Consider the following 6,077-nt stretch of genomic DNA (forward strand, 5'->3'; position numbering starts at 1 on the left):
TGCTGCACGGCAAGGACGCCGGCGCGCGGCCCGGCGTCCGCGCGGTGCTCGGCCCGGACGTCACCGGCGGGCAGCTGTGGGGACCGCGGGTATTCGGCCTGCGCGGCCGGCCTCTCCTGGAAGAGCGCTGGGCGAACCTGACCGACGAAGCGGCCGCCGGGCGGCTCTGGGCGGAAAGTGTCACGCTGACCGGGGTGGACCCGCTGGCCTGAGTGCACACCTCGGACGCCCGGACTGTGCACATCGCACGGTGACGTCGCCGGAGTCGCTGCTTACGGTGCGGGGAACCCGTTCCCCTCTCCGGATTAGGAGGTCGGCGTGGCCTCAACAGTCGGTGTCGATGACTATGCCCTCACCAGAGTGCCGGACCACGCCCGGTACTCGTGGTGGTCGGTCGCCGTCCAGCGGTTCGGCCAGGTGTCCGCCCTGTCCCAGTTCCTGCTCGGAGCCACCGTCGGCTTCGGGATGAGCTTCTGGAACGCGGTTCTGGCGTTCACGCTCGGCTCGGTCATCCTGGAGCTCATCACCATCCTCGTGGGCGTCATCGGCGTCCGCGAGGGTCTCTCGACGTCCATGATCGCCCGCTGGACCGGCTTCGGCCGCGGCGGCTCGGCGCTCATCGGGCTCGCCATCGGGATCAGCCTCATCGGCTGGTTCGGTATCCAGTCGGCAGTATCCGCGCAGGGGCTCGTCGCGCTCATCGGCGGCCTGCCGGAGTGGGGCTGGGCGCTGCTGTTCGGCCTGCTCGTCACCGCGATCGTCGTCCGCGGCTTCCACTCCATGGCCTGGACGGCGTACCTGACCGTGCCGGCGTTCCTGATCCTGGTCGGCTGGTCGGTGATCTCCGAGCTGACCCGCCACGACCTCGGCTCGCTCGTCTCCTCGGCCCCGCCCGGCCCGGCGCTCAGCCTGCTGCAGGGCACCACGCTGGTCGCGGGCGGCTTCATCGTCGGCGCCGTGATCACCCCGGACATGACCCGCTTCAACCGGTCCACTTCGGACGTCGTCAAGCAGACGCTCGTCGGCATCACCCTCGGCGAGTACGTCATCGGGTTGTCCGGCGTCCTGCTCGCGCACGCCGTCGGCAGCGCCGGCATCACCACCATCGTGACGTCGTCGGTCGGCTGGATCGGCCTGCTCATCGTCATCGCCGGCACGATGAAGATCAACGACTGGAACCTGTACTCGTCGGGCCTGGGTGTCGTGAACTTCATCGGCACGGTGTCCGGGCGCAAAGCCCACCGCGGCTTGGTGACGGCCGTGCTCGGCGTCGCGGGCAGCCTGCTCGCCGCGGCGGGGATCCTGGCCAAGTTCACCGACTTCCTGACCGTGCTGGGCGTCGCGTTCCCGCCGATCGCCGGGATCATGGTCGCCGAGTACTTCGTCGTGAAGAAGTGGCGCGGGGACCTGGAAGCCGCGCGGGCGCGGGGAACCGTGCCCGAGGACGCGCCGGTGTGGGTGCCCGCCACCATCGTCGTCTGGATCGCCGCCGCGCTGTTCGGCGAGTTCGTCGACTGGGGCCTGCCGAGCATCAACTCGCTCGTCGTCGCCTTCGTCCTGTACGTCGTCGCCGGGAAGCTCGGGCTCGTGCGGGGGATCGGCAGCAGCCGGACCGCCGACGCCGAGCCCGCTCCCGCAGTCTGAAAAGGAGAACCCTTCGTGCGCATCGGCATCGACGTCGGCGGCACCAACACCGACGCTGTCCTGCTCGACGGCCGTCAGGTGCTCGCCTCGGTCAAGACCAGCACGACCGCGGACGTCACCTCGGGCATCGTCGCCGCGATCGACGGCCTGCAGCGGCAACGCGCGTTCGACCCGGCGGCGGTGCGGGCGGTGATGATCGGCACCACGCACTTCATCAACGCCCTCGTCGAGGCCCACCGGCTCGCGCCGACCGCGGCCGTGCGGCTGAGCCTGCCGGCCGGGGCGTCGCTGCCGCCGATGGTCGACTGGCCGCAGCGGCTCGTCGACGCGGTGTCGGGGCGCAGCTATCTGGTCCACGGTGGACACGAGTTCGACGGCCGCCACATCGCGGAGCTCGACGAGAGCGAGCTGCGCAAAGCCGCCGACGACATGGGGGCGGCCGGGGTGCGCAGCGTCGCGATCACCTCGGTCTTCTCCCCGGTCAACGCCGAGTTCGAAGCCCGCGCGGCCGAGATCATCGGCGCGCAGCTGCCGGACGTCGCGATCTCGCTGTCCCACGAGATCGGCCGGATCGGCTTGCTGGAGCGGGAAAACGCGACGGTGATCAACGCGGCGCTGCGCGAGCTGGCCGCGCACATCGTCGACGGGCTGTCCGCGTCGGTCACCGGCGCGGGCATCACCGCGCCGCTCTACCTGAGCCAGAACGACGGCACGCTGATGGACGTCGACTTCGCCCGCCGGTACCCGGTGGCGACGTTCGCGTCCGGGCCGACGAACTCGATGCGCGGCGCGGCCGTGCTGTCCGGTTTGGACACCTGCGCGGTGGTCGACGTCGGTGGCACGACTTCGGATGTCGGCGTGCTGCGGCAAGGGTTCCCGCGCGAGGCGACCACGGACGTCAGCGTGGCCGGCATCCGCACCAACTTCCGGATGCCGGACGTGCTGTCGATCGGCATCGGCGGCGGCAGCCGGGTGCGGGGGAACGTCACCGTGGGCCCGGATTCGGTCGGCTACGAGCTGACGTCGAAGGCGCTGGTCTTCGGCGGGGACACTCTCACCGCGACCGACATCGCGGTCGCCGCCGGGCGCGCGGAGATCGGCGACCCGTCGCTGGTGTCGCATTTGGACCGTTCGCTGGTGCGGGCGGCGCTGGATCGCATCGCCGCGGACGTGTCCGATGTGGTCGAACGGATGCGGACGTCCGCGGAACCGCTGCCGGTGGTCGCCGTCGGCGGTGGCTCGGTGCTGCTGCCGGACGAGCTGGCCGGCTGCGGCGAGGTGCACCGGCCGGAGAACTACGCGGTGGCCAACGCGATCGGCGCGGCCATCGCCCAGATCGGCGGTGAAGTGGATCGTGTCTACGTGATCGAACCCGGCCGCCGTGAAGCCGTCGTCGACGAGGCGAAGCAGGAGGCTGTCGACCGCGCGGTCGCCGCCGGTGCGTCGCCGGCGTCGGTCGGCATCGTCGACTTCGACGAGGTGCCCATCCCGTACCTGCCCGGCAACGCCACGCGCATCCGCGTCAAGGCCGTCGGCGACCTGCAGCTGGGGGCGTGATGCGCGAGATCACCGGACACGACCTCGACGACATCGCCCGCGGTGCCGCCATCCTCGGCACCGGGGGCGGTGGCGACCCGTACATCGGGCGGCTGCTGGCTTCCTCGGCGGTGCGCGCGCACGGGGCGGTGCCGCTGGTCCCGCTGACGGACGTCCCGGACGACGCCGTCGTGCTGCCGGTCGCCATGATGGGCGCGCCGACGGTGATGGTCGAGAAGCTGCCTTCGGCCGAGCAGGTGGGTCTGGCCGCGCGCACGCTCGCCGGTTACCTCGGCAAGGAGCTGACGCACATCGCGTGCGCCGAAGCCGGTGGCGTCAACTCGCTCATCCCGGTCGTCGCGGCCGCACAGCTCGGCCTGCCGCTGGTCGACGCCGACGGCATGGGCCGCGCGTTCCCCGAGCTGCAGATGGTACTTCCCACACTGTATGGAATCCGCGCCACTCCGATGTCGATTGCCGACGAAAAGGGCAACCGCGGAGTATTGGATACAGTCGACAACCGCTGGGCGGAGCGCCTGGCCCGGTCGGCGACGATCGACATGGGCTGCTCGGCGATGATCAGCAACTACGCGATGTCCGGCGGGCAGGCGCGGGAATCCCTGGTACCGGGCACGCTCAGCCTGTGCGCCGAACTGGGCGCGTTGGTCCGGGCCGCGCGCGCCGCCCACGAGGACCCCGTCGCGCGGGTCGTTTCCCGGCTGGGTGGGCGGCGGTTGTTCAGCGGCAAGGTCGTCGACGTCGCGCGCCGGACGGTCACCGGGTTCGCCCGCGGCGAGGCGAAACTGTCCGGAATGGACGGTGACACGGGCGCGGAACTGGTGCTGCGCTTCCAGAACGAGCACCTGGTGGCCGAGCGCGACGGCGTCGTCCAGGCGTCGGTGCCGGACCTGATCTGCACGCTGGAGCGTGAATCCGGCGAGGCCGTGACGACCGAAGGCCTGCGGTACGGCCAGCGCGTCACGGTGATCGCCGCGCCCGCCGACCCGCGCTGGCACACGCCGGAGGGCATCGCGCTCGCCGGGCCCCGGTACTTCGGCTACGACATCGACCCGATCGGGGTGGCCGGGTGAGCTGGACCCTGACCGAGGACGACCTGCCCGACCTCGCCCGCGGCGCCGCCGTACTCGGCACCGGCGGGGGCGGCGACCCGTACGTCGGGCGGCTGCTCGTGCGCGAGGCCATCCGCGAGCATGGGCCGATCACGGTCCTCGACCCGGCCGAAGTGGCCGACGACGCCCTGGTGATCCCGACCGCGCAGATGGGCGCGCCGACCGTGGTGCACGAGAAGCTGCCCAACGGCGCCGAGCCCGTGCTGGCTTTGCGAACGCTGGAGAAGCACCTCGGGAAGCGCGCGGACGCGACCATGCCGATCGAGTGCGGGGGCATCAATTCGATGATCCCGCTGATCGTCGGCGCCCGGCTCGGGCTGCCGGTGGTCGACGCCGACGGCATGGGCCGGGCGTTCCCGGAGCTGCAGATGGAGACGTTCGGGGTATACGGTATCCCGGGCTCGCCGATGGCGATCGGCGGCGAACGCGGCGAGACGACCGTGATCGACACCGGCGCGGACAACCGGCGGATGGAGTGGCTGGCCCGCGGGATCACCATCCGGCTCGGCGGGGTCGCGCACATCGCCGAGTACGCGATGAGCGGCGCCGACGTGAAGCGGACCGCCGTGCCGCGAACGCTTTCGCTGGCGCTGACCGTCGGCCGGACGATCCGGGAAGCGCGTGAGCGCAACGAAGACCCGGTCACCCGGCTGGCCTCGGCGCTGGTCGAAACGCCGTACCAGCACCTGCGGGTGCTGTTCCGCGGCAAGGTGTCCGATGTGGAGCGTCGCACCGAGGCGGGCTTCGCGCGCGGCCGCGCGGCGGCGGTGTCGTTCGACGGTGCGAGCAAGCTGGAGATCCTGTTCCAGAACGAGAACCTGCTGGCCACTGTGGACGGTGCGGTGCGGTGCCTGGTGCCGGACCTCATCTGCGTGCTCGAGTCGACGACGGCCGAGCCGATCACCACCGAAACCCTGCGCTACGGCCAGCGCGTCACCGTCATCGGCATCTCGACCCCGCCGCTGATGCGCACACCGGAAGCCCTGGCCACCTTCGGCCCGGCCGCGTTCGGGCTGCCGCACGCGTTCACGCCCGTGGAGGAGATCGGATGAGCCTGGCCGGGAAGCACGTCGTGATCATCGGCGGTGGTTCGGGCATCGGGCGTGAAGTGGCCCGGCGGGCGGCCGGCGAGGGTGCGAAGGTCCACCTGGGCGGGCGGACGCCGGAGAAGCTGTCGACGGCGGCGAAGGAGGTGGGCGGGACCTGGCAGGTCGTCGACACCACCGACCAGGACTCCCTGGCCGCGTTCTTCGGGGCCCTCGACCGCGTCGACCACCTCTTCACGCCCGGCGCGTCCTACACCGTCGGGCCGCTGCGGGAGCTGAGCGACTCCGACGCGGCCAGCCCGTTCGTGACGAAGTTCTGGGGCCAGTACCACGCCGTCAAGCACGCGGTCCCGAAGCTGGCGCCCGACGCGTCGATCGTGCTCATGTCCGGCGCGGCGAGCGTCCGGCCACCGGGTGCCGCGCCCGCGTACGTCGCGTGCAACGCCGCCGTCGAAGGGCTCGGGCGGGGACTCGCGGTCGAGCTGGCGCCGGTCCGGGTGAACGTCGTCGCGCCGGGGACCATCGACGGCGACCTGTGGGCCGGGCGGCCCGCCGCGGTGCGGGAGGCGAGCTTCGACCAGTACTCGCGTGACACGCTGCTGCGCCGCGTCGGCAAGGAGTCCGAAGTGGCCGACGCGGTGCTGTACCTGTTCGGCAGCACGTACACCACCGGGTCGACGCTCTACCCCGACGGCGGGTACGCGCTGCGCTGAGCTCGTCT

The 6,077-nt window shown here is 71.6% G+C and carries 5 protein-coding genes and 1 pseudogene; all 6 read left to right on the forward strand.

What is annotated here, in order from left to right; all coding sequences use genetic code 11:
• A pseudogene (locus G3I65_RS34965) lies at positions 1 to 212 on the forward strand (short-chain dehydrogenase); the annotation flags it as partial.
• A 106-nt stretch (positions 213 to 318) separates the two neighbouring features.
• Positions 319 to 1,644 carry a cytosine permease gene (locus G3I65_RS34970; protein ID WP_160699890.1) on the forward strand — a complete coding sequence of 442 codons (1,326 nt, stop codon included), beginning with the start codon at positions 319 to 321 and terminating at the stop codon, positions 1,642 to 1,644.
• Positions 1,645 to 1,659: 15 nt separating this feature from the next.
• Positions 1,660 to 3,201 carry a hydantoinase/oxoprolinase N-terminal domain-containing protein gene (locus tag G3I65_RS58880; protein ID WP_160699891.1) on the forward strand — a complete coding sequence of 514 codons (1,542 nt, stop codon included), beginning with the start codon at positions 1,660 to 1,662 and terminating at the stop codon, positions 3,199 to 3,201.
• Positions 3,201 to 4,271, forward strand: a complete 1,071-nt coding sequence (locus G3I65_RS34980; protein WP_160699892.1) for a DUF917 domain-containing protein — start codon at positions 3,201 to 3,203, stop codon at positions 4,269 to 4,271. Before G3I65_RS58880 ends, G3I65_RS34980 begins: the two co-directional genes overlap by 1 nt.
• Complete coding sequence (locus tag G3I65_RS34985) at positions 4,268 to 5,362, forward strand: DUF917 domain-containing protein (protein ID WP_160699893.1); 1,095 nt, start codon at positions 4,268 to 4,270, stop codon at positions 5,360 to 5,362. The genes G3I65_RS34980 and G3I65_RS34985 overlap by 4 nt, the downstream gene beginning before the upstream one ends.
• Entirely contained in the window at positions 5,359 to 6,069 is a 711-nt protein-coding gene (locus tag G3I65_RS34990) for an SDR family oxidoreductase (protein ID WP_160699894.1), read from the forward strand. The genes G3I65_RS34985 and G3I65_RS34990 overlap by 4 nt, the downstream gene beginning before the upstream one ends.
• Positions 6,070 to 6,077 lie beyond the last annotated feature (8 nt).

It is taken from the genome of Amycolatopsis sp. SID8362, assembly GCF_010550475.1.
Taxonomy (GTDB): domain Bacteria; phylum Actinomycetota; class Actinomycetes; order Mycobacteriales; family Pseudonocardiaceae; genus Amycolatopsis; species Amycolatopsis eburnea.